Annotated in this window: 23 protein-coding genes; all 23 read right to left on the reverse strand. The window is 41.7% G+C overall.

Going from position 1 to position 22,242, the window contains the following annotated elements; genetic code table 11:
* Nucleotides 1-42 precede the first annotated feature (42 nt).
* The 23 genes from GY23_RS06195 to GY23_RS06310 all read right to left on the reverse strand — a co-directional run bounded on the left by GY23_RS06195 (nucleotide 43) and on the right by GY23_RS06310 (nucleotide 22,215).
* A complete protein-coding gene (locus GY23_RS06195; protein WP_075618355.1) occupies nucleotides 43-699 on the reverse strand; it encodes a M23 family metallopeptidase in 657 nt (218 codons plus the stop codon).
* Nucleotides 700-733: 34 nt separating this feature from the next.
* On the reverse strand, nucleotides 734-1,666 hold the full coding sequence (gene spoIID, locus GY23_RS06200; RefSeq protein ID WP_075618356.1) for a stage II sporulation protein D: 933 nt from the start codon (nucleotides 1,664-1,666) through the stop codon (nucleotides 734-736).
* 429 nt (nucleotides 1,667-2,095) lie between these two features.
* Complete coding sequence (gene murA, locus GY23_RS06205; protein WP_075618357.1) at nucleotides 2,096-3,394, reverse strand: UDP-N-acetylglucosamine 1-carboxyvinyltransferase; 1,299 nt, start codon at nucleotides 3,392-3,394, stop codon at nucleotides 2,096-2,098.
* A 371-nt stretch (nucleotides 3,395-3,765) separates the two neighbouring features.
* Nucleotides 3,766-4,002: a DUF1146 family protein gene (locus GY23_RS06210; protein ID WP_139311082.1), complete on the reverse strand. Its 237-nt coding sequence runs from the start codon at nucleotides 4,000-4,002 to the stop codon at nucleotides 3,766-3,768.
* Between the two features lie 257 nt (nucleotides 4,003-4,259).
* Nucleotides 4,260-4,670: a F0F1 ATP synthase subunit epsilon gene (locus GY23_RS06215; RefSeq protein ID WP_075618359.1), complete on the reverse strand. Its 411-nt coding sequence runs from the start codon at nucleotides 4,668-4,670 to the stop codon at nucleotides 4,260-4,262.
* 24 nt (nucleotides 4,671-4,694) lie between these two features.
* Nucleotides 4,695-6,110 carry a F0F1 ATP synthase subunit beta gene (atpD, locus tag GY23_RS06220; RefSeq protein WP_075618360.1) on the reverse strand — a complete coding sequence of 472 codons (1,416 nt, stop codon included), beginning with the start codon at nucleotides 6,108-6,110 and terminating at the stop codon, nucleotides 4,695-4,697.
* Nucleotides 6,111-6,194: 84 nt separating this feature from the next.
* Nucleotides 6,195-7,058: an ATP synthase F1 subunit gamma gene (atpG, locus tag GY23_RS06225; RefSeq protein WP_075618361.1), complete on the reverse strand. Its 864-nt coding sequence runs from the start codon at nucleotides 7,056-7,058 to the stop codon at nucleotides 6,195-6,197.
* A 52-nt stretch (nucleotides 7,059-7,110) separates the two neighbouring features.
* Nucleotides 7,111-8,619, reverse strand: a complete 1,509-nt coding sequence (gene atpA / locus GY23_RS06230) for a F0F1 ATP synthase subunit alpha (protein WP_075618362.1) — start codon at nucleotides 8,617-8,619, stop codon at nucleotides 7,111-7,113.
* A 33-nt stretch (nucleotides 8,620-8,652) separates the two neighbouring features.
* Nucleotides 8,653-9,189: a F0F1 ATP synthase subunit delta gene (locus GY23_RS06235; protein WP_075618363.1), complete on the reverse strand. Its 537-nt coding sequence runs from the start codon at nucleotides 9,187-9,189 to the stop codon at nucleotides 8,653-8,655.
* Nucleotides 9,186-9,707 carry a F0F1 ATP synthase subunit B gene (gene atpF / locus GY23_RS06240; protein ID WP_075618364.1) on the reverse strand — a complete coding sequence of 174 codons (522 nt, stop codon included), beginning with the start codon at nucleotides 9,705-9,707 and terminating at the stop codon, nucleotides 9,186-9,188. The genes GY23_RS06235 and atpF overlap by 4 nt, the downstream gene beginning before the upstream one ends.
* Nucleotides 9,708-9,856: 149 nt before the next feature.
* Nucleotides 9,857-10,081 (reverse strand): F0F1 ATP synthase subunit C, encoded by a 225-nt coding sequence (gene atpE / locus GY23_RS06245; RefSeq protein ID WP_075618365.1) that lies wholly within the window; start codon nucleotides 10,079-10,081, stop codon nucleotides 9,857-9,859.
* Nucleotides 10,082-10,147: 66 nt separating this feature from the next.
* On the reverse strand, nucleotides 10,148-10,858 hold the full coding sequence (gene atpB, locus GY23_RS06250) for a F0F1 ATP synthase subunit A (protein WP_075618366.1): 711 nt from the start codon (nucleotides 10,856-10,858) through the stop codon (nucleotides 10,148-10,150).
* A gap of 34 nt (nucleotides 10,859-10,892) precedes the next feature.
* Nucleotides 10,893-11,267: an ATP synthase subunit I gene (locus GY23_RS06255; RefSeq protein WP_075618367.1), complete on the reverse strand. Its 375-nt coding sequence runs from the start codon at nucleotides 11,265-11,267 to the stop codon at nucleotides 10,893-10,895.
* Between the two features lie 680 nt (nucleotides 11,268-11,947).
* A complete protein-coding gene (gene wecB, locus GY23_RS06260) occupies nucleotides 11,948-13,066 on the reverse strand; it encodes a non-hydrolyzing UDP-N-acetylglucosamine 2-epimerase (RefSeq protein ID WP_075618934.1) in 1,119 nt (372 codons plus the stop codon).
* Between the two features lie 27 nt (nucleotides 13,067-13,093).
* Nucleotides 13,094-13,723 (reverse strand): uracil phosphoribosyltransferase, encoded by a 630-nt coding sequence (gene upp, locus GY23_RS06265; protein WP_075618368.1) that lies wholly within the window; start codon nucleotides 13,721-13,723, stop codon nucleotides 13,094-13,096.
* Between the two features lie 234 nt (nucleotides 13,724-13,957).
* Nucleotides 13,958-16,141: a bifunctional diguanylate cyclase/phosphodiesterase gene (locus GY23_RS06270; RefSeq protein ID WP_075618369.1), complete on the reverse strand. Its 2,184-nt coding sequence runs from the start codon at nucleotides 16,139-16,141 to the stop codon at nucleotides 13,958-13,960.
* 111 nt (nucleotides 16,142-16,252) lie between these two features.
* Nucleotides 16,253-17,491 (reverse strand): serine hydroxymethyltransferase, encoded by a 1,239-nt coding sequence (glyA, locus tag GY23_RS06275; RefSeq protein WP_075618370.1) that lies wholly within the window; start codon nucleotides 17,489-17,491, stop codon nucleotides 16,253-16,255.
* Nucleotides 17,475-18,065, reverse strand: a complete 591-nt coding sequence (locus GY23_RS06280; RefSeq protein WP_075618371.1) for a TIGR01440 family protein — start codon at nucleotides 18,063-18,065, stop codon at nucleotides 17,475-17,477. The genes glyA and GY23_RS06280 overlap by 17 nt, the downstream gene beginning before the upstream one ends.
* Before the next feature lie 18 nt (nucleotides 18,066-18,083).
* Nucleotides 18,084-18,521, reverse strand: a complete 438-nt coding sequence (gene rpiB / locus GY23_RS06285) for a ribose 5-phosphate isomerase B (protein WP_075618372.1) — start codon at nucleotides 18,519-18,521, stop codon at nucleotides 18,084-18,086.
* Between the two features lie 992 nt (nucleotides 18,522-19,513).
* Nucleotides 19,514-19,954: a low molecular weight protein arginine phosphatase gene (locus GY23_RS06295; protein ID WP_075618374.1), complete on the reverse strand. Its 441-nt coding sequence runs from the start codon at nucleotides 19,952-19,954 to the stop codon at nucleotides 19,514-19,516.
* 9 nt (nucleotides 19,955-19,963) lie between these two features.
* Nucleotides 19,964-20,455: a manganese efflux pump gene (locus GY23_RS06300; RefSeq protein ID WP_075618375.1), complete on the reverse strand. Its 492-nt coding sequence runs from the start codon at nucleotides 20,453-20,455 to the stop codon at nucleotides 19,964-19,966.
* A gap of 58 nt (nucleotides 20,456-20,513) precedes the next feature.
* Nucleotides 20,514-21,548 carry an L-threonylcarbamoyladenylate synthase gene (locus GY23_RS06305; RefSeq protein WP_075618376.1) on the reverse strand — a complete coding sequence of 345 codons (1,035 nt, stop codon included), beginning with the start codon at nucleotides 21,546-21,548 and terminating at the stop codon, nucleotides 20,514-20,516.
* Between the two features lie 85 nt (nucleotides 21,549-21,633).
* Nucleotides 21,634-22,215, reverse strand: a complete 582-nt coding sequence (locus GY23_RS06310) for a stage II sporulation protein R (protein ID WP_075618377.1) — start codon at nucleotides 22,213-22,215, stop codon at nucleotides 21,634-21,636.
* Nucleotides 22,216-22,242: the final 27 nt, after the last annotated feature.

Raw genomic sequence — 22,242 nt, forward strand, 5'->3', positions numbered from 1 at the left:
CGTACCGAACGTTTCCTATACCGTATGCCTTAAACTGATCAATTAGAACGCTAAATACGTATGTGGGCTTACTGCTTCACCATCAGCAAGCACTTCGAATTGTAAATGTACGCCTGCTGTCGCGTTGAAGTCATTTTCAGCAGCTGTTGCTAGAGCTTGACCTTGTCGCACAATGTCTCCAGCTTTCACTTGAATTTCCACTACTGAACGGTAACGGGTAAGAAGGCCATTTTCATGTTCAAGAACGATTTCGTCACCAAGGAATTTATCTTCATTAACTTCTTTTACTGTGCCGCTCAATGCAGCTAAAACTTCAAACGGTTCCCCTTCAATGGAGATTGTTACACCGCTATTTGTTTCATACGATTGGTTGAATACAAGAAGAGAATTTTCTTGTGTTTCATCCGATGCTTCAATATCATAGAAATCTTGAAGAATGGTCATTTGATCCAGCATCGCTTCGTCAAATGGAAATTTCATTGTTTCGTTTTGAGTCGTTACTGCAACTTTATCTTCCCCCGAAACTGCTGGATCTTTTGAATCTGCTACTTCACTGTCTGGGCCGATTAATGCATTGTAGCCCCAAATCATGCCGACAAACAATAAAGCAAATCCTACGTAAATTGTCGGCCATAGCCAAGCTGGTTTTTTCTTAAATTCTTTTGGTAGAGAAGGATTATTAGATTTTTCCTCTCGCATATTCATCACCTCTGTTGCTAGTGTTGTCAGCGATTTAAGATTTTAAACACCCTGGATGCAAAGATTGGAAATTTTTTATTTCTGTCTTCGGATAATAGTGATTTAGGATTTCCTCTACATTTTTTCCCTCTTGTGCCATCGCATTGGCTCCATATTGACTCATGCCAACCCCATGTCCGTATCCTTTCGTTGAGACGGTGATTAGATTAGGATTGGACGCATCAATTTCAAAATCCGTTGATGGGAGTCCAAGAATGTCACGAATTTCACGACCTGTCCATTCGTGCTGTGCCGTTTTCATCGTTTCGATGCGTTGTGACTCATTTGGTTGTAACTTCAGCGTTTTAAAATGATCGGCTGTCCAAGTAAAGCCGAAAGCATCATTCCACTCTTTGAGTGTAAAAGATTTGGACTGGTTAAACTTCGGCGAGATGGTATCCCCTATACTTGCGGTCGTAACCAAATAAGGAATTTCATTTCCACTATAACCTTCCGCACTTTCAGTCAGGCCGTTGCTAGTTGAAAAAAACATGGCTGTAATGAGCTCGTCTTTATAGGTAAGAATTTGCGATTCTGTGTCTTTGATGGCTTGTACAATTTGTGGAGTGGGCTCACGTTCACTTTGTGATATGAACGCTTGGTGTGCAGTTGTTGGTTTAATGGCTTTTTTGCCAAAGTTAGTCGTTTTTATCGCAAATGTTCGAGCTGCAATGGCTTGTGCTTTAAACGCCTCTAAATGGAACGTAGACGGCATTTCCGCTTGTACTACACCAATGATGTAATCTTCAAGTGGAAGCGGCTCAGCAAGCCCCTCTACGTTAATAAAGATTGGTTCACACGCCAACGCTGTATCAATTGCAGGTTCCTCTTGTTGTGCATGTTCTTGCTGTTGCGGAAGTTTCTTAATTAACTGCAGTGGCAGGAGGAACAAAAAGAGACATGCGATTACAATGGCTAAGTATCTCATGGTGGAATATATGAAAAGAGACGGGAGAATATGATTTGATTGGAGAGGAATAGGTTTGCAGGAATTGAATGGCCAGCACGCTCGCGCTTACCGGGTGTTTCTTTGAATGAAGCGTGTACTGAATGACTGAACATGGGCTCAGTTGTAAGAATCGAGGGTCACGTAGGAAAAAACCAAGATGACGTAGGAAAATAGTGTGGTCACGTAGGAAAAATCATCTTCCACGTAGGAATCACTAAAATTTTCCCTACCTGTCATGTTTCTGTCCGTGACATTCCCTTTAAAGGATAAAATATACGGTGGCTGACGCAGTGAAACAATAAAATGCGACCCAAATCAGCAATCCACAATCTAGCGGAACGCTCGAAACAAAAAAACCGACATCTGGGTATACGATGTCGGTTTTTAGCATAGGATAAGATATGAGTATTATGTGGTTTGCATGATTTTTTGATCAGAAGATTCAGATGGAACACGTTCAATATTTGCCCCAAGAGCCGCTAATTTTAAGTGGAAATTCACATATCCACGGTCTAGATGGTAAAGTTCTGTTACACGTGTAATGCCTTCTGATGCTAAACCGGCTAGGATGAGGGCTGCAGCTGCACGCAAGTCGGTTGCTGCTACTTCTGTGCCTTGTAAATCTGAAGGGCCTTGCATGATCACAGAGCGGCCTTCAATTTTAATATTCCCATTCATGCGGCGGAATTCTTCCACATGCATGAAACGATTTTCGAATACAGTTTCAGTCAACATACCTGTTCCTGTTGCTGTTAACATAAGTGCCATAATTTGTGACTGCATATCAGTTGGGAAACCTGGATGTGGCATTGTTTTAATATCAACCGATTTCAACGTGCCAGTTGCACGTATACGAAGTCCGTCAACTTCTTCGTTGATTTGAACACCCATTTCTTTCATTTTGGCAATAAGTGCTGCCATATGCTCAGGTACTGCATTTTCGATGATGACGTCACCTTTCGTGATTGCGGCTGCCACCATGAATGTACCAGCTTCAATACGGTCAGGAATGATATGGTGTAGCGTACCTTCAAGTTCTTGTACCCCTTGAATGCGAATTGTGTCGGTTCCTGCACCTACAACACGTCCACCCATTTCGTTAATGAAGTTAGCTAAGTCTACGATTTCTGGCTCTTTTGCAGCATTTTCAAGAATTGTCGTACCATCTGCTAAAGCTGCCGCTGTCATGATATTTTCTGTTGCTCCAACACTCGGAAAATCTAAATATATTTTCGCGCCTTTTAAGCGTCCGTTTGTTTTGGCTTCCACAAATCCGTGACCAAATGAAATTTCAGCACCCATAGCTTCGAAACCTTTTAAATGTTGGTCGATCGGACGTGAACCAATTGCACAACCACCTGGTAGAGCAACGCGAGCAAAACCATTACGTGCCAAAATCGGTCCCATTACGAGAATCGATGCACGCATTTTACGAACGTACTCAAATTGAGCTTCACTTGAAATGGTTTCAGATGAATCAATGGTGACTTCATTGCGTTCCGGGAAATATTCTACTTTCGCTCCCAAACTCTTTAATACTTCATTAATCGTATAAACATCAGCTAAATCGGCAACGTCACGAATGATGTTCTTCCCTTTTGTTGCTAATAGAGCGCCTGCTAAAACCGGCAATACCGCATTTTTTGCACCTTCTACTCGCACTTTACCTTGTAATTTACGGCCACCGCTAACAACTATTTTATCCACTTGATTGACCCTCCATGTTCTATAAATTCTATTTCTCTATGTGTCGATTAAACTCGTATGATGTCATTAATTAGGAACAAAACATTACTCATATTACAGTCGTTTTGTGTAAAACACAAGTGCCCAAAAACTCATTTTATAAAAAGTTTTTGCAAGAAACTGTTCTATATGATACGTAAGTCACGAGTCGTTTGTGTCGGTCAAACATAAAACTCTTTAAAACTATTTTTAATATGTTATTCTACCTACTATTTCCCCAAAAATTAAAGTTACAAACGTCTTTCGACAATTTATTTCCCGGGTAATAATTTTGTCTCTTCATGTCCATACATATGAACCACATTCATCTTTATGGACATAAAGAGAATCGATTAAGTAAAGATAAATGGTATTTGTCGAGACCAGCCAGACATCGATAAGAAAAAATTCGAGACCGATGAACCTATTGCAATGCTAACTAAGATATACAGAAGTTGAAACTGGAAAACATGATGTTTCTTGACGACTTTCTCGATCATGACTGATCGTAGTGCGTAGAAAGTGATTCCGATAAAAAATGCATGTGATAGTACCCCCAGGACTGCTTGCTGTCCAAAATCATTATACATAGGAATGGCTCCTCTTCTAGTTGCTTAGTATTAAGCTATGTTTATAGTTACGGTTCTTTATCGTACTGCACGTTGCGAATGAGTCGAAAAGTTTAAAAACGGTCTCATTCTTCATGCTCTTGCGCGAGCTCGTCGCAGAAAAGCTGTGCTGTCGCAAATGCACTCTTTTGTTTTTATTGCATCAGCAGCATTCTTTTACATAGCCATTTATTAAAAAAACGAGTCGAGGAGTGAACTCCTCGACTCGCCATCTGTGATTAGATGTTACCCTCATAAACGTTGATACGATTCGTTGCGCGTCGTAGTGAAAGATCAGCACGTTTGAAATCTAGATCGTCTTGTTTGGTTTGAGCAAGACGTTCTTCAGCACGTTTCATTGCTTCTTTTGCACGAGTTACATCAATTGCACTTGCTACTTCAGCAGCTTGTGCAAGGATGGTTACCTTTTCAGGACGAACTTCAAGGAAACCGCCGCTTACAGCAACGATGTCTGTTGTTTTTCCGTCTGTTTTCATACGAACGGCGCCCACTTGAAGTGGAGCAACCATAGGAATGTGTCCAGGTAACACACCGATTTCACCAGTTGCAGTGTTGGCAATCAGCATGTTGACTTCAGAATCGTATACCGGGCCGTCGGGAGTGACAATATTGACTTTGATGGTCTTCATTTTTTCCCCTCCTGGTCCCTGTAATTAAACTTCTACACCCATGCCTTTAGCTTTTGCGATTACATCTTCAATGCGTCCAACAAGACGGAATGCATCTTCAGGAAGGTGATCATAAGTACCTGATAGAATGTCTTTGAAACCTTTAACAGTTTCAGCCACTGGTACGTAAGAACCTTTTTGTCCTGTGAATTGCTCAGCAACGTGGAAGTTTTGTGACAAGAAGAATTGGATACGACGAGCACGGTTAACGGTTAACTTGTCTTCGTCTCCTAATTCGTCCATCCCTAAAATAGCGATGATATCTTGTAACTCTCTGTAACGTTGAAGCGTTTGTTGTACTTGACGAGCTACTTCATAGTGCTCTTCGCCCACGATTTCAGGTGAAAGTGCACGAGATGTTGAAGCCAATGGATCTACCGCAGGGTAGATACCCATTTCAGAAAGTTTACGCTCTAAGTTTGTTGTTGCATCTAAGTGAGCGAAAGTTGTTGCTGGAGCTGGATCCGTATAGTCATCGGCAGGTACGTAAATCGCTTGAATCGAAGTAACTGACCCTGCGTTTGTAGATGTAATACGTTCTTGTAATTGACCCATTTCTGTAGCAAGTGTTGGTTGGTAACCAACGGCTGAAGGCATACGGCCTAGTAGGGCTGATACTTCAGAACCTGCTTGTGTGAAACGGAAAATGTTATCGATGAATAGAAGTACGTCTGCACCTTGTTCATCACGGAAATATTCTGCCATTGTCAAACCAGTTAATGCTACACGCATACGTGCACCAGGTGGCTCGTTCATTTGACCGAATACCATTGCTGTTTTCTTGATAACGCCAGAATCCGTCATTTCGTGGTATAAGTCGTTACCTTCACGTGTACGTTCACCAACACCAGCGAATACCGAAATACCGCCATGCTCTTGAGCAATGTTGTTGATTAATTCTTGAATAAGAACTGTTTTACCTACACCGGCACCACCGAAGAGACCGATTTTACCACCTTTGATGTAAGGAGCAAGAAGGTCAACTACTTTAATCCCAGTTTCTAAAATTTCGATTTCTGTTGAAAGATGCTCGAAAGTTGGTGCTAGACGGTGGATCGGGTTACGTAATTCTGAAGCTGGAATTTCTTCACCTAAGTCGATTACTTCACCAAGGACGTTGAATACACGACCAAGAGTGACGTTACCTACTGGTACTGAAATTGCATTGCCCGTATCTGTAACCACTGAACCACGTTTTAAGCCATCCGTTGATGCCATAGAGACACCACGAACTGAATCGTCCCCTAAGTGAAGCGCAACTTCAAGAGTTAAAGTTGTTGGAGCTTCGTTTGGGCGTTGAATTTCTACAGTCAAAGCGTTATAAATATCTGGTAATTGGCCATTGCTGAATTTTACGTCAACAACGGGACCCATTACTTGAAGAACGTGTCCTGTGTTCATGCTGTTCCCTCCTGTCGTACTTTGGTTATTACATTCGGATTCCGGTTTTAAGTGATTAAAACTGGAATCCGATTAATTTTTGTACTATTCTAACGCTGCTACGCCACCAACGATTTCCGTAATTTCTTGGGTAATCGCCGCTTGACGTGCACGGTTAAATGATAGTGTTAATGAGCCGATCAAATCACTTGCGTTGTCGGTTGCACTCTTCATTGCTGTCATACGTGAAGCATGTTCACTAGCTTTACCGTCAAGCAATGCACCATATATCAAGCTTTCCGCGTATTGTGGAAGTAACACTTCAAGAATTGCTTCACCTGATGGTTCGAATTCATACGAAGCGTTAGCACCTGAATTAGTAGTAGCAATGTCTGTTAACGGCAGTACCTTTTGCCCTGTAACTTCTTGCTGGATGGCACTGACATAATGACTATAGTACATATAAAGTTCATCATACGTACCGTCTGTGAACATACCAACAGCTTTGCGCGCAATTTCCTTAATGTCAGCGAATGACGGATGGTCAGGAAGTGCAACCACCGATTCGATTACATTAGCACCGCGTTTAACAAAGAAGTCACGACCAACACGACCGATTGCAAAAACAACATATTCATCTACTGATGTGTGACGATCGCGGATTGCATTGGTTACAGCACGGATTACGTTACTGTTATAAGCCCCTGCAAGTCCACGGTCAGAAGTAATCACTAGATAAGCGGTTTTTTTAACTGGACGAGATAATAGCATTGGGTGACCACTATCTGCAGTACCTGATGCTATAGCCGAAACGACGTCAGAAATTTTCCCCATGTACGGAACAAACGCTTTTGCGTTAAGTTCTGCACGGTTTAATTTAGACGCTGAAACCATTTGCATGGCACGTGTAATTTGACTCGTTTTCTTTGTTGAAGAAATTCGGTTTTTAATGTCGCGTAATGATGCCACTGGTATTTCACCACCTTATCGTTTTTTCATCTATTTCGTGCTGTCAAAAATCTTACTCAGATTTTGAGAATGTCTTTTTAAATGCGTTTAATGCATTCGCCATGTCTTCATCAGCTGGAAGATCTTTTGTCGTACGAATATGATCTAAAACGTTTGTGTGGTTTGAAGTTAACCAGCTTAATAAGTCTCTTTCAAAACGAAGGACATCTTTTACTGGAATATCATCTAAGTATCCACGAGTTAGTGCATATAGAGACATAACTTGTTGTTCAACTTTAAGTGGTCTGTTTAATTCTTGTTTTAGGATTTCAACGGTACGTGCACCACGGTCAAGTTTAGCTGCAGTAGATGCATCTAGGTCAGAACCGAATTGAGCGAATGCTTCAAGTTCACGGTATGCAGCCAAGTCAAGACGAAGTGTACCCGCAACTTTTTTCATTGCTTTAATTTGTGCAGAACCACCAACACGAGATACTGAAAGACCTGCGTTGATTGCTGGACGAACACCTGAGAAGAATAAGTCAGATTGTAAGAAGATCTGTCCATCTGTAATCGAAATTACGTTTGTTGGAATGTAAGCAGCGATATCGCCAGCTTGCGTTTCAACGAATGGAAGAGCTGTAATCGAACCTGCTCCAAGTGTTTCATTCAATTTCGCAGCACGCTCAAGTAAGCGGCTATGCAAGTAGAATACATCCCCTGGATATGCTTCACGGCCCGGAGGACGACGAAGTAATAATGAAAGTTCGCGGTAAGCAGCTGCTTGTTTAGATAAATCATCATAAACGATCAGGACATGCTTGCCATCAAACATGAATTCTTCTGCCATTGTGATTCCTGCGTAAGGAGCAAGGAATAATAATGGAGCTGGTTGTGAAGCTGAAGCCGTCACTACGATTGTGTATTCTAAAGCGCCGTTTTTACGAAGCGTTTCAACTACGTTACGTACAGTCGATTCTTTTTGTCCGATTGCTACGTAAATACAAATCATGTTTTGGTCAGCTTGGTTTAAGATTGCATCGATCGCAACAGATGTTTTACCTGTTTGACGGTCACCGATGATTAACTCACGTTGACCACGGCCGATTGGCACTAATGCATCAATCGCTTTAATTCCCGTTTGCAATGGTTCATGTACCGATTTACGGGCCATAACCCCTTGTGCTGGGCTTTCGATTGGGCGTGTTTTTGTTGTGTTGATTGGGCCTAAGCCGTCAACTGGTTGGCCTAAAGGATTGACAACGCGTCCAATCAATTCTGGTCCAACTGGTACTTCCATAATACGGCCTGTACGACGTACTTCATCGCCTTCTTTGATGTCTGCGTATGGTCCAAGGATAATAATACCAACATTGTTAGCTTCCAAGTTTTGTGCCATACCAAGTACACCAGTTGAGAACTCGATAAGCTCTCCAGCCATGACGTTGTCGAGACCATGAGCACGAGCGATACCATCACCTATTGTGATTACTGTACCCACATCGCTAACTTTCATCTCAGATTGATAATTTTCAATCTGCTGTTTAATCAGTACACTGATTTCTTCAGCCTTGATGCTCATGCATGTCACCTCTCACATTTCATAATAGTCATATTAAACAATAAGTTGTTTTTTCAAACGGTCAAGTTTTGCACTTACGCTGCTATCGAAAATACGATTGCCGATTTGTAGACGAATGCCACCAATAAGTGATGGATCAATTTCGTTTTCAATACGTAAAGCTGATTTGCCGACTTTTTTTGCAAATGCAGTTGAAATTGATGCACGCTCTGCATCCGATAATGGATAAGTAGAGTATACTTTCGCTTCTGCAATGCCACTTGCTTCATTAGATAGAATCGCGAATTCATTCGCAACTTCCACTGTTTCCGTAAGACGCTTACGGTCAATCAGAACTAAGAGTGTATTTAACACTAATGGATTCGCTTGTCCGAAGATTGTACGGATTAGATCTTTTTTACGGTCTAAAGAAAGCTTAGGTGAACCTAGAACTGTCAGTAATTCACGGTTTTCTTTAAATACCGCTTTCACTTCACGTAGATCATCTTCTACTGAAGCTAGTTGTTGGTTTTGTTGAGCTATTTCAAATAATGCTTGGGCATAGCGTTTTGCTGCAGCTGATTGACTCACACTACATCGCCTGCCTTCGCAATCGTTTCTTCGATTAACGCACGATTATCTTCTTCAGAAATTTGCTTCCCAAGAACTTTAGAAGCTGCAAGAACAGTAAGAGATACCACTTCGTTGCGTACTGCTGCAACAGCTTTGTCTTTTTCTGTTTCAATCTCACGGATTGCTGATTCTTTCAAGCGGATTGCTTCAGCGCGTGCAGTTGTGATGATTTCTTCACGTTGTACATCGCCTTGTTTCTTCGCGTTTTCAACAATCGCTTGTGCTTCCGTGCGTGCTTCTTTTAATAAACCACGTTGTTCTTCTAGTAATTGCTGTGATTCTTGGCGGCTTTTTTCAGCTGCTTCGATTTCAGTCGCAATCAATTCTTCACGTTGTGTCATAATGCCCATCAATGGACCCCATGCAAATTTCTTCAATAGGAACATTAATAATGCGAATATGACCAACGTCACTAAGATGTCTCCGGTATTTAAGAATTGACCAGATGCACCAATTACGAGGTGATCTAAAAACACGATTGTTTCACTCCCTTCAAGAGCTTAATTCTATGTGTGAATCTGTAATAGATTTGCTTTTCAACTTAAGTATTTCATGTTGCCTTTTCATAAGAGAATGGCGAAGAATCGTCAAAGATGAACTTCGCCATTACTTAGATTCGTATAAATTATTGATTTAATACGATAAACGCGATAACTGCCGCGATGATTGGAAGGGCTTCAACTAATGCAACCCCGATGTACATTGTAGTTTGAAGAACGCCACGAGCTTCTGGTTGGCGAGCGATCCCTTCAACTGTTTTTGAAACGATTAATCCGTTACCAATACCTGCACCAAGTGCACCTAAACCGATAGCGATAGCTGCTGCTAATAAACCTATTGAACCTGTCATAGTAATAATTTCCTCCTTGGAATGTTGTTTTTTGTTTTGTTGCGTTAATTGATGTTGCTTATATTATTAATGGTCTGAGCTCACTTTGTGAGACATATAAACCATTGTTAACATACAGAAAATAAATGCTTGGATGGTACCAACGAAGATTGAGAAACCTTGCCAAGCCATGGTCGGGATAATTGCGCTAGCAAATCCTACAGCTCCTGTTGCTCCTAAACCAGCTAGTAAGCCAAGTAAAACTTCACCTGCGTAGATATTTCCGTAAAGACGAAGACCGAGTGTCAACGTATTTGCGAACTCTTCAATGATTTTCAGCGGGAACAAAAACGGAAGTGGACGTAAGAAGTCTTTTCCATATTCGCCAATTCCCTTCATTTTGATCGCATAGAAATGGGTTAATAGAACAACCATTACTGCGAGTGTCAATGTGATTGTTGGGTCAGCTGTTGGTGATTTCCACCAAAGTTCGCCATAGATTACGATTGAGAATGGTAAGCCTAACATGTTTGCCACAAAGACGAACATAAGGATAGTAATTCCTAGAACGTGGAAACGGCCACCCGTTTTCCAGTCCATGTTACTTTTAATAATGCCCTTCACGAAGTCCATAACCCACTCCATGAAGTTTTGCATACCGGTTGGCTTTAAACTAAGTTTTCTAGTAGCCGAAATCGCAATTAAAAATACAATAAGTGCCGTAACCGATAGCATCAAAACGTTAGATAGATTGAACGTAAGTCCAAGCCATTCAACGGTTGGATTCTCATGATGCACGATGCATTCACCTCTCTTTCACAATTTGATTTGATTAATGGTGTTTCACATGGTATATAATTCTGTCTACGAGTAAGTAGATATACGGAATCATCAACCCTATGACCGTGCTCACTAAATTGAAATGTTCCGGAAGTGAGATTGCAACGGCAACTGATGCTACACCTGAGGCGAACCTGAGGCCAGAACCGAGAGACCCAGCTTTCTTCTTCCCTTCAGTTATTGAGCGGTCGAATTTCTCCAATCTTCGTACGAGGAGCCAAAAATTATATAACCCGAACAATGCACCGAGTGCTAAGCCAGCAAACACCGAATTGTATGGTGTTAAACCCCAGCCAAGTGCACAAAATGCGAGCAAAAAAAATACGAGTTTCTTTTGCCTTGCGTATACTTGTTGCAAATCTTGCATAGGTTATGTATCTCCCGAGTCGTATTTTGGAATGGACAGAATCATGGCTGTTCAATTGATAGCTTGACCAATGAACAGACAAAGCACTAATAAATAACGGGGTGGTGCCTATTTTGCTGTCGAGCCACATACCTGTGTACACACCGATAAAATAGAACCAACAAGTTGTGAGAGAATAGCCAGTTATAGGGCCATCCCATGTAAAGGACGTCAAATTCGACGCATGATGATCCTCACGTCTCCGCAAAGTTCGTAAACTTGCGAATCGGATAGAAAGTAGAGATAACAAGGTTTCAAGAGCATTTCCGCTACTTGAAAACCCTCTCATAACATACCTAAGTAAGCATACAATAGGGCTAAAATGATGTCAATTGATTCCCGTGAAAAACTTCACAAACTAACAGCTATCGACATATTGTCGACAAATTTAGGAACAGCAGGCTGAGTTGTTTCGAAAACTGGAAAGTTTAGTGTATAAATATCTTTACTGAAGAGGATTTTTGGACAGGAATTTGTATTATCTGGACAAGCTTGTGATTTATCTGGATAAGAATGCGTTTTATCTGTACAAGCCTGTGCGATATCTGTACAAAGACTGGTGTTATCTGGACAAGCCGTTATTTTGCTAATAAAGGTAACTTAAACAGAAAAGAGGCTGCCAAGGCAGCCCCATTTCAATGTTACTTCTTATTTAAATATTCTTTTAACGCTTCGACGATGCGTCCTGATGCTTCGCCATCACCATAAGGGTTTGAGGCTTGTGACATCAATGCGTACGCAGCTTCGTCTGTTAACAATTCTTTCGCTAAACCGTAGATCGTCTCTTCGTCGGTACCTGCAAGTTTCAATGTACCTGCGGCAATTCCTTCTGGACGTTCAGTCGTATCACGCAATACTAGCACCGGTTTCCCAAGAGAAGGCGCTTCTTCTTGCACGCCGCCCGAGTCCGTCAATATTATGAAAGAGCGTGCTGCGAAGTTATGGAAATCCAGTACTTCAAGCGGCTCGATCAAGTGAATTCTTGGATCGTTTCCTAGTATTTCATTCGCTATTTCACGTACCGCAGGATTCATATGGACAGGGTACACAACTTGTACATCATCGTGTTCTTCGATTAGGCGTTTAATGGCACGGAACATATTGCGCATCGGTTCACCTAAATTTTCACGACGGTGAGCTGTTAATAAAATCATGCGGTCGCTACCGATTTGTTCTAATACAGGATGCGTATACTCGTCACGAACTGTCGTTTTCAATGCGTCGATTGCCGTGTTTCCAGTTATGACGATTGTGTCTTCTGCTTTGTTTTCACGACGAAGATTGGCAGCTGATACTTCCGTTGGTGAGAAATGAAGATCTGCCATGACTCCAGTTAATTGGCGGTTCATTTCTTCCGGGTATGGTGAATATTTGTTGAACGTACGTAGTCCCGCTTCAACATGCCCCACTGCAATCTGGTTATAAAATGCAGCTAAGCTTGCAATGAATGTAGTGGTCGTATCGCCATGTACTAAGACGATGTCCGGTTTCGCTTCTTTCATTACCGCATCCAAGCCCTCAAGTCCACGCGTTGTCACGTCGATCAAAGTTTGACGGTCTTTCATGATGTTTAAATCGTAATCCGGCTTGATGCCGAATGTATCCAACACCTGGTCCAGCATTTGGCGATGTTGTGCAGTTACGGTCACGATCGATTCGATTTCATCTGCATGCTTTTCAAGTTCTAAAACAAGTGGTGCCATTTTAATAGCTTCCGGTCTAGTACCGAAGATTGTCATGACTTTCCATTTTTTCGTCAACATTCAAGCACTTCCTTACTTAATTACTTATTTCGTTCCGAATAAACGGTCTCCAGCGTCGCCAAGTCCAGGTACAATATACCCGTGGTCATCCAATTTCTCATCAAGTGCCGCAATGTAGATATCGACATCAGGATGTGCATTTTGAATGACTTCGACACCTTCAGGAGCAGCGATCAAGCACATAAACTTAATATTTTTTGCACCGCGTGTTTTCAATGCGTTGATTGCCACAATTGCAGATCCGCCTGTTGCTAGCATTGGATCGACCAATATAAAATCACGCTCTTCCACATCCGCAGGGAGCTTCACATAATATTCAATAGGTTGTAACGTTTTAGGGTCACGGTATAAGCCGATATGTCCAACTTTTGCAGCTGGAATTAATTTTAATATGCCATCTACCATGCCGATTCCTGCACGTAGAATTGGCACGATGCCGATTTTTTTACCAGATAAAACTTTTGCTTGTGCAGTTGTCACAGGTGTTTCAACTTCCACATCATCTAGAGGCATATCGCGTGTAATTTCAAACGCCATCAGCGTTGCTACTTCGTCTACCAATTCACGGAACTCTTTTGTACCCGTATTTTTATCACGGATATATGTTAATTTATGTTGGATCAACGGATGATCAAATACATATACTTTTCCCACTATGTCCTCTCCTTTACGTTCAAACTTCATCTATTATAGCAGAAAATATCGGAGAGGTAGGGTTATTCCTGTTCATTTTGATTTATTCCTTATTGCGAGGTCTTTCTGCCTGTTTAATTTGATTTCTACCCGTTCATTTTGGTTTCTAGCCGTTCGCTAGCACTTTCCACCCGTTCGCGCAATTTCTTCCACAAAAATACCCCTCTACACAACGTGTGAGGGGGCTAATTAGTTTTAGTCTAGGATTCGTTCAATTTCGGTGAAGGTCATGGGTTTGTAGAAGTGGAATCCTTGGCCTGATTTGCAGCCAATTGAAAGTAAGGTCGCCAGTTGCTCTTTAGTTTCGATGCCTTCTGCGATGGATTGCATGTTCAAGTTGTCTGCTAGCTGGACAATTGTTCGCACAATGGCGAGGGTCCCTTTGTTGTCGATATTCGAAATGAAGCTGCGATCGATTTTGATTTCGCTTACTGGGAGTTGTTGCAAGTAACTAAGAGACGAGTAGCCCATGCCGAAGTCATCAACGGAGCTTTCAAAACCTTTTTGCTTCAACTGTGTGAAGATGTTTTTTGCTAACTCAAAATCTACTAACCCTATGCTTTCTGTAAGCTCAAGTCGCACATATTTTGACTGTATACCAAATGCCTTCAACGCTTTTTGTAAATCTGCGACAAAGGATGGATCGAAAAAGTGGTCCGTTGAAATGTTAATCGCCACGGGGTATAGCTTTTTCTTTTGTTCTTTGCGAGATTGAAGCCAAGTTAACACTTTCGTCAGTATCACTTGGTCGATTTCACGTATTTTACCGGAATGTTCAGCCGCCTGAATAAAAACGCTTGGTGCAATTTGACCTAACTCTGGTGAATTCCATCTCGCTAACGCTTCGAAAGAAAAGATTTCACCAGTCATTAAGTCTACTTTTGGTTGTAGATGTACATCAAATTCACCTTTTTGTAGTGCATGAGCTACTTGATTGCTAATGAGTAAATCTTGTTTTGTTTCCTTGTCTTGATCGATTGTAAAAAACGACAATGCATTTCCTGCACGTTTTTTGGCGTTTGAAATGGCTGTATCTGCGTAACGAATGAGTTCTTCGATTTCTACTTCTTGCCCAATAAATGGCGTTACGCCAATCTTCATCGTTAGAAATACTTTTTCCCCCTGAATCATGAAAGGATCATTGCCAATTTTCATGATTTTTGTTGTGAAGCTGTCGATTTTATTTGCTGGAATTAAGCTAGAAACGATTAATGCTGGCGTCGAAAACCTTGCCACAATATCGTCATAGCGTTTACACACACGTTGGATTCGCTGGCACATTTGTTTAATAACTTCATCGCCAGCCGCTCGACCGTATACATCCACGATATTCGTGAATTCAGTTGGCTCAATAATGGCGACAAATCCCGGCTCGTTTTCTTTCAATAAATCAGTCAGTTCATTGATGAAATAATGCCTATTTGGAATCCCGGTATCCGCATCCATATAGGCGAGTCTCAATACTTCCTCTTGGTGGTCCGAGTACTTCACGGCCAACGAAATGAGAGGTGCGATACGTGTCATAAATTCCAAATCGATTTCACGTGGTTTATTGGGTTTTATGTAATAGGTAGTAATCGTGCCGACCACTTTATTATCCTGCGTCAGAACAGGAACTGCCCAGCATGCCCGCAAATTGTGTGAGAGTGCGAGGTCTTTATACCCTTTCCACTTTGGGTCTGTTTCGATGTCTGTTACGATGACCGTTTGTTTTGTAAACGCAGCCGTGCCTGACGATCCTATATTCTTCCCAATCTTTGTGCCATGAATGGTTTCGTTATAGCTTTCAGGAAGTGACCTTGCCGCAGCTACAATTAAGCGATTCTTCTCATCAAGTAATAAAATTGAACATTTCGAGTCTTGTTGGAAAAAGCTTTCTACAACATCACATACTTTTTGAAGCAACACGCTCAATGCATAGCCTTTTTCAATGCCCTTATAGATTTCTTGTTGCACGTCAAATAGAGCTTCTGTTTGTTTACGGCTCGTTATATCGATGGGCAGGCCGATATAAAACAAAAGATTTTCTTGTTTATCACATATCGGGTGAAAGACCGCTTCACTCCAAAATGGCGTACCTTCTTTTTGATAACTTAATAGTTCAATATGTATGTGTTTTCCATTAGTCATTTGTTCGTCCATGGTATTGATTGAGTCAATAGAAGTTTCTTTGCCATGTAAGATTCGGTAATTTTTCCCTATCACTTCATCACGGCTATATCCTGTCATATGTAGAAATTCATCATTTACATAGATGAGTGGGTTATCTGGTATTTCCGGATCAGCAACCACAAAACTCGTTTGATATTGGTCACCTAAATGGCATAACCAATCAAACAGCTTCTCTTTGCTTAGTTCTTTTGAATAATTGGTTTCCATACCGTCCGCCCTCCCTTTTAGTTCTTCGCCATTCTATAGTAGAGGAATTCGATAAAAGAAGCTATATTTGATTTCTCAAATATAGCAATTTTCTAACTATTAATTTTTAATTTATGATTGGTAGAGTGGGAATTTAGCCGTTAATGCCGCTACACGCTCTGCCGATTCTTTTAGTACCGCTTCATCTTCATGATTTTTCAATAATTTTGCCATGATCGATGCGATTTCCTTCATTTCTTCTTCTTTAAAACCACGTGATGTTACGGCTGGCGTTCCAATACGGATTCCTGAAGTAACGAACGGACTTTTCTCATCAAAAGGAATGGTATTTTTGTTAACTGTAATGCCGACTTCATCCAATACTTTCTCCGCGACTTTACCAGTTAAATCTAAAGATTTTAAGTTTACAAGTAGTAAGTGATTGTCCGTCCCGCCAGAAACGATATCGATTCCTTCTTCGATAAAGCTTTCTGCTAATACTTTGGCATTTTTCACCACTTGTTGAATATACGTTTTGAATTCAGGTTGTTGTGCTTCACCGAAAGCCACAGCTTTAGCAGCGATTACGTGCATCAATGGTCCACCTTGAATTCCAGGGAAAATCGTTTTATCAATTTTCTTTGCAAATTCTTCTGTCGTTAAAATTAAACCACCACGAGGTCCACGCAAAGTTTTATGGGTAGTTGATGTAACGAAATGTGCGTGTGGTACTGGATTCGGGTGTTCGCCTGCAGCTACTAATCCCGCAATATGAGCCATGTCTACCATTAAGTAAGCACCCACTTCGTCAGCGATTTCACGGAATTTCGAAAAATCAAGTGTACGAGAGTATGCACTAGCACCAGCAACAATTAGTTTCGGTTTGTGTTCTAACGCTTTTTCACGAACGTCAGCGTAATCGATCGTTTCTGTTTCTTTGTCAACACCGTATTCCACGAAATTGTATTGAATCCCACTGAAATTGACAGCAGAGCCATGAGTTAAGTGACCGCCATGTGATAAGTTCATCCCAAGTACTGTATCTCCCGGCTGAATTGCCGTCATGTACACCGCCATATTGGCTTGTGAACCTGAATGTGGTTGTACGTTTGCATGTTCTGCACCGAAAATTTCTTTTATGCGATCGCGTGCAATATTTTCTACCACGTCTACGTGCTCACAACCACCGTAGTAACGTTTCCCTGGATAGCCTTCTGCATATTTATTTGTTAATACAGACCCCTGTGCTTCCATTACAGCTTCTGAAACAAAGTTTTCTGATGCAATTAATTCAATGTTCGCTTGTTGACGTGTTTTCTCCGCATTCATTGCTTCAAATACCGCATTGTCTAGTTCAGCAATCTTTTTCATTTGTCCCAATCCCCTTTATGTCTAGTAGTTTCTTGTATATTGCCCGCTCGCCGCCAATTAGTTTTGGACGGGTTGTCGCGAGTGTGACAATCGCTTCACCAATTTGTTTAACAGACGTTCGGATCGGCACTGCCACTGGTTTTAAGTTCATTCCGATAAGTGTTTGTCCAATATCAATGCCACCATGGGCTTGTACATATTCGACAACGACTGGATCTTTGAAATGTGTATACGCGTATGCCGACATGGACCCACCCGCTTTTTGTACAGGAATGACCGAGACTGGTTCCAGCCCGTAAGCTTTTGCCGTTTCCCGTTCCATCGTCAAGGCACGATTAATATGCTCACACCCTTGGAATACCAGATGAATGTCCTGCTTTTTTGCAAAGGTTTGAAGCGGAGTGAATAAACTTTCCGCTACTTCCATTCCACCTGCAGAGCCAATTCGTTTCCCTTCGATTTCAGAAGTCGAACAGCCAATTACTACTAGCTGTCCTGGAGAGAATGTGACTTGCATCGCGAACTCTTCCAACAATTTCTCGAGTTGCATGTGCACGGATGAATGAACACTCATGTGAAATAAACTCCTCTATTATTTATCTAGTTCAGAAAGTTTGGCGATACGGGCTTCATGACGACCGCCTTCGAACTCGCCTTCTAACCAGGTTTTCACGATTTCACGTGCCAAGCCACCGCCAATTACGCGTTCGCCCATTGCTAATACATTGGAATCATTATGTCCGCGTGTTGCTTTCGCACTAAACACATCGTGAACCAGTGCGCATCGGATCCCTTTTACTTTATTTGCTGCAATTGACATGCCGATTCCGGTTCCACAAATGACGATTCCACGGTCGAATTCTCCCGATGCAACGCCATCTGCTACTGGTTTTGCATAGTCCGGGTAATCAACAGAATCACTCGTATGTGGTCCAAAATCTTGATAGTTATATCCTAGCTCGTCAAGTAATGAAGTGATTTCTTTGCGCAAGTTATTGCCTCCGTGATCGGATGAAATCGCGATGTTCATTATATTCCCTCATTTCTGTTAATACTCACATTTATCTTACCATTTTTAAATTAGAAAAACACATCTTGCCCTAAAAATGGGCATGAGGTAATACCGGGATTAACGGCTGGCTGAAGGAACATTAATTGTCCATCGCTTTGTGGATGCCTCGTCATATGGAAAATATTTGTGAAACTAGGGTAGACTATTTGACTGAGCGAGGGCTCAGTTGTATTAATCGTGGGTCACGTAGGAATGACCCCGCACGCTTTCGCTAAGGACTCTGAAAAGGTTCACTATTACAGATTGGACTAAGTATTCCCTATAATAACGCTTCGGGGCTTTGTGGATGCCTCCCGCGAGAAGCCAGTTTTTGACTGAGCGAAGGCTCAGTTGTAATAATCGTGGGTTACGTAGGGAAAATTGGGGATGACGTAGGAAAAACGGGAGTTCACGTTGGAATTATTGGCCTTTACTTTAAGTAGGAATCAACCCAATCACAGAACGTTTCCGATTCTTCGCTTCACTAAAATGGCTGCAGAGCGTAGCGAACAGCCCTATTCAAAGGTTTTCAAACTCATGAATGGCCCCGCACGCTATCGCTTAGCGGGTGTTTCTGTGAAAGAAAAGAGTGTTAAATGACTGAGCAATGGCTCAGTTGTAACAATCGTGGGTCACGTAGGAAGTATTGGGGATGACGTAGGAAAAATCGGAGTTCACGTTGGAATTATTGGCCTTTAGGTAGGAAACTATGCATTTGCTCCTGCATGGCCGCCGGCGCATAACTAATGAGACCCACACTTATGTGATTTTCATACTTGTTGGCTCATACGGAGCGTATGGCTAGCGCTAATGTGCAATATCATTTTACATCGCCATGATATTAAAAAGAACAGATACCAATCTCATACTTAACGATGCAGAGCCATAATTGCCTTTTTAAATTGAGGTTCAAATTAGCAGAACGATTAAAATTAAAAAACAGCCCTCGTTTGAATGAGAGCTGTACGTCGTTATTCTTCAGTTAATTTAATATGTAATTCTTCATTTAACCTGGCGAGTTCTTGGAATGTTTGTCGGTACATTTGAATGTCTCCACCAAAAGGATCCGAGACGTCATGTGAACCGTATGGCCGGACGTATTCCTTTAGCGTGAAAATTTTGTCCGCAGCAAAAGGAAATGCTTGCATGACCATTTGTTTATGAGCGGAAGTCATGGTTAAGATTAGATCCGCCCAGCGTACATCTTGTTCATTTATTTGACGTGAAAAATGAGTGAACTCTATTGCGGCTTCTTTAATCACTTGTTTCGTATTTCGAGATATATCCCCATTATCCATAGCATAGATTCCCGCTGAACGGGCTTCCATCCCAGCTTTATTTTTAGACTGAAATAGAGCTTCCGCCATCGGGCTGCGGCAAGTATTTCCTGTACATATAAAATAAATATTCATAGTTATCCCTCATTTATTGATTAACGTGAGCAGTCCCATCAACATTAGACACACTCCAGATATCCTTGTTAGCATCGGTCCTTGAATGAATTTACTTTTCAGTGCTATGTAAGAACAGAGTAATGCAAAAAAGCCGGCACTCATTAAGAATATCCACTTTTGTAATTGAAGCATACCAAAAGATAAGCTAACTGAAAAGGTATCCACGCTGACCACGATTGCGAGAAGTATCGGCGGAATGAGTGTCGACGTTGGTTTTTGTTGATGTAAAACTAAATGTGCACCTGTTAGAAATAACAGGATACTTGATATATAGCGGCCACCTTCCACAATAAAAGACGTTACCCATTCCCCCGCTAGAAACCCCAGGAGTGGGAAAAGCATATGTAAAAACGCTGTCCAAATGGCAAGGAAGAGCGGAAATCGAATTTTCGGTAAGACGCTATACAGTGCCACGACATCAAGTGCAGTTAGGAGCCCTGCGATTAGTTCTGTTCCCAATGAAAAAAATCTCCCCTCTCTTTTGCACTGCTATTAGCATATGCAAAAAAGAGAGAGATTAGGATGACCACCAGTTGCCATCTGCCGCTTTTTCTAATCGATTGAAAATCGCTGCCCCAACACCAGCTTTATCGGGTACTGTAACCAGGATGATATCGGCAGTTGTTTCATCGCATGCACGCAGATGTGCGTATAAATGATGGGCAAAATCTTGTGGGTTTTGTTGATTTCCAAGGGACCAGAACCAGTCTGCATCGGTTGTTTTAAAATCATCGGACGCAAGCAAGGCGACCTTTTTTCGACTCGTATGTATGGTTTTAATCGCTTGTTCAATTAACTCTTGGTTCGGTTGAATTAAATAGACTGGGGCGTCAGGAGCATAGTGTGCATATTTCATACCTGGTGCTCTAGGTGTTGTTTCATCCCCCACTTTTGTCGAAGCCGGTTCAATCACTTCACCAATGACTTCGCGCAGCATGTCTGCTGTGATTCCACCTGGTCGAAGGATCACTGGAGGTTCTACCGTGAAATCCACAACAGTTGATTCAAGTCCAATTCCTGTAGCACCGCCGTCTAAAATCAATGGAATGCGCCCAGTTAAATCTTTTTCCACGTGCAGTGCAGTCGTGGGACTTGGTTTGCCACTACGGTTTGCACTTGGTGCTGCGATGGGTTGTCTGAGCTTTCGTAGTAACTCTAGTGCGACTGGATGATCCGGCATGCGGACACCTACGGTTGATAGCCCTGCTGAAACATTTGTTGCAAATACATTTGGTTTTGCTGTTAAGATCAGCGTTAGAGGACCTGGCCAAAAAGCTTGGATGCAGGTATCTGCTTTTTCCGGAATTTCACTGACATATTCAAGAATGTCTTGCGCTTCACCAACATGAACGATGAGCGGATTATCAGCGGGTCTGCCTTTTGCTTCAAAAATTTTAGCAACCGCTGCTTCATTCGTTGCAATCGCACCTAACCCATAAACCGTTTCTGTCGGAAATGCCACAACTTCACCCGCTAGCAATTTTTCCACAGCTTGTGTATAAGTTGAAATGTTATTCACATCGTTATCCACAATCAGTCTTTTCGTTTCCATGCTGTTTTTCTCCTTTCTTTCGCGTTTTTAGTGTATGTTATGCACAACATGTGGATAACCACCTGTGTAAATGTGTATAACTACGTTAAAACTTGCTTTTAATCCATTCCCATGTCCAAAACTTCACAGGCTCTTTTTCTATTTTTTCTATCTTTTCTTCATCTTCTTCTTGGTAACAAATTTTTGGAAATAACGCACACCACCAGTTATCGCCTTTCCCGCTTCCAATTGTCACAACAAATGCATGGTGGAAGTCTTGTGCATAATAGTTTGTGCCATCTGATTTTGGCGGGATTAATGTTTCGCCTAAGCTAATGTTAATCGCATGCTCTGTTATATCTTTTGCTTTGTTTGTAATTTCGCTGGATAAGTTCATTAGTGCTAAATCCAGTTCTGCAGGTGTTTGTAATTTAGCTCCAACTTTTTGCAATAACGGTTGAATTTCTTGTTGAATGAGCCATTTCACTTCTTGATCTTCTTTACTGTTGCTGTTCGCGACGATTCTTATTTGAATAGCATCGGCTGGCACTGCATTTGCTGCACCGCTTCCAGCTGGTAAAAGAAATAGTAATGTTTGAATGAATACAAGTGCCATGATTAGTTCAATCCAAGGTGATCTCTTCGTTTGTGGTTCTTCGTTTCTCAAAATCTCGTAATCTTGTATCATGTTCATTCCCCCTTGCCCTCATTGTGG

The organism is Paenisporosarcina indica (genome assembly GCF_001939075.1).
In the GTDB taxonomy this organism is placed as follows: domain Bacteria; phylum Bacillota; class Bacilli; order Bacillales_A; family Planococcaceae; genus Paenisporosarcina; species Paenisporosarcina indica.